We start from the raw sequence: 2,193 nt of genomic DNA on the forward strand, positions 1-2,193 counted from the left end.
CCCAGGTAGGCCGGCAGGACGACTTCTTCGCGCTGGGCGGCCACTCACTGCTGGCCACGCAGGTGGCCTCGCGGATCCGCACGGAGCTGGGCGCGGAGTTGCCGCTGCGCGCCCTGTTCGAAGCGCCGACGGTGGAGTCGCTCGCTCGCCGGTTGGAGAAGGCCGCGCGCGCGAAGGTGATGGCGATGGGACCGGAGCGGGGCAACGCAGCCCCGCCGCTGTCGTTCGCGCAGCAGCGGTTGTGGTTCATCGACCAACTGGAGCCGGGTACTGCGCTCTACAATGTCCCCGTGGCGGTGCGGCTGGAAGGCACGCTGCGCCAGGACATCCTGGAGCGGGCATTGCGCGAAGTGACGCGGCGCCATGAGGCGTTGCGAACGACCTTCGCGGAAGAGAACGGCCAACCCATCCAGGTCATTCACCCGGAAATGAGCCTTCACCTGGAACAGGTGGAGGTCTCCGGCGCGGACGCGCAGGAGCGGGAGACCCAGGCGCGGCAGCGGATCACGCAGGAGGTTTCGAAGCCCTTCGACCTGCTGCGCGGCCCATTGTTCCGGGCGTTGCTGGTGAAGCTGGAGGAGCAGCATCACGTGCTCGTCGTCACGATGCACCACATCGTGTCGGACGGCTGGTCGCTGGGCGTGCTCGTGCGCGAGGTGAGCGCGCTCTACACGGCGTTCGCGGAAGACCGCGCATCGCCCTTGCTGGAGCTGTCCATGCAGTACGCGGACTACGCGCTCTGGCAGCGGCAGGAGTTGCAGGGCGAAGCGCTCCAGCGGGAGGTGGACTACTGGAAGCGAAAGCTCTCCGGCGCGGCGCCCGTGCTGGAGCTGCCCACGGATCATCCCCGCCCGGCGGTCCGCGGCAACGCGGGTGCATCCCAGGCCTTCCTCTGGCCAGCGGCGTTCGCGCAGGGACTTCGTGACCTGGCGAAGCGCGAGGGCGCCTCGCTGTACATGGTGCTGCTGGCGGGCTGGCAGGCCGTGTTGTCGAGGTACTCGGGACAGGAGGACATCAGCATTGGTTCGCCCATCGCGGGCCGTACGCGCACGGAGCTGGAAGGCCTCATCGGCTTCTTCGTCAACACGCTGGTGTTGCGGACGCACGTGGAGGGCGGCGCGTCCTTCCGTGCCCTGTTGCAGCAGGTGCGTGAGACGGTCCTGGGGGCGCAGGAGCACCAGCAGGTGCCGTTCGAGAAGCTGGTGGAGGCACTCCAGCCCGAACGTGACCGGAGCCATACGCCGCTGTTCCAGGCCCTCCTGGCGCTCCAGAACCTGCCCATGGGGGAGGCCCGGCTGCCCGGGCTGACCCTCAAGCCGGTGGACCTGGAAGGCAGGACGGCGAAGTTCGACCTGAGCATCTTCTTCGAGGAGCGGCCCAGGGGACTGGGCGTCCTCATCGAGTACGGCACGGACCTGTTCGAGGCCGCCACCGTGCGCCGGATGGTGGAGCACCTGCGCGTGCTCCTGGAAGGCGTGCTTGCCCACCCCGAGACGCGAGTCGACCGGCTGCCCCTGCTGGACGCGGGCGAGCGAAGCCAGCTTCTGGAGCAGTGGGCCCGTGCACAAGGCGAACACCCGGGCACCGACGCGGTGCACGCGCGCTTCGAGGCACAGGCGCGGAAGACGCCGGACGCGGTGGCGCTGAAGTCCGCCGAGCGTGGAGACACGCTGACGTACGGCGAGTTGGACGCGAAGGCGAACCAGCTGGCGCACCACCTGCGGAGCCTGGGAGTGAAGCGAGGCACGCGAGTGGGCGTGTACGTGGAGCGCTCGTTCGAGATGGTGGTGGGGCTGCTGGCCATCTTGAAGGCCGGAGGCGCATACGTGCCGGTGGACCGCAACTACCCGGCGGAGCGCATCGCACTGATGCTGGAGGACGCGGGCGTCGAAGTGACGCTGACGCAGCAGTCGCTGGCGGAGAAGCTGCCAGCGAGTGCGGGTCGGCCGCTGGCGCTGGACACGGCGTGGAGCGAAGTGGCCCGTCAGCCAGTCACGGCGCCGCGGGTGGAGGTCAGTGCGGAGGACCTGGCGTACGTGATGTTCACGTCGGGAAGCACGGGCCGTCCGAAGGGCGTGTGCATCCCGCACCGGGGCATCACGCGGTTGGTGGTGGGCAACGGCTTCCTGCGCTTCGGGCCGGAAGAAGTCTGGCTGCAACTGGCGCCGGTGGCCTTCGACGCCTCGACGCTGG

1 protein-coding gene is annotated in these 2,193 nt (G+C 69.2%); it reads left to right on the plus strand.

Features of this window, described 5'->3' with window-relative positions; translation table 11 throughout:
- A partial coding sequence (locus D7X96_RS38860) for a condensation domain-containing protein (protein WP_147468520.1) occupies positions 1 to 2,193 on the plus strand: 2,193 nt, incomplete at both ends.

It is taken from the genome of Corallococcus interemptor (assembly GCF_003668875.1).
In the GTDB taxonomy this organism is placed as follows: Bacteria; Myxococcota; Myxococcia; order Myxococcales; family Myxococcaceae; genus Corallococcus; species Corallococcus interemptor.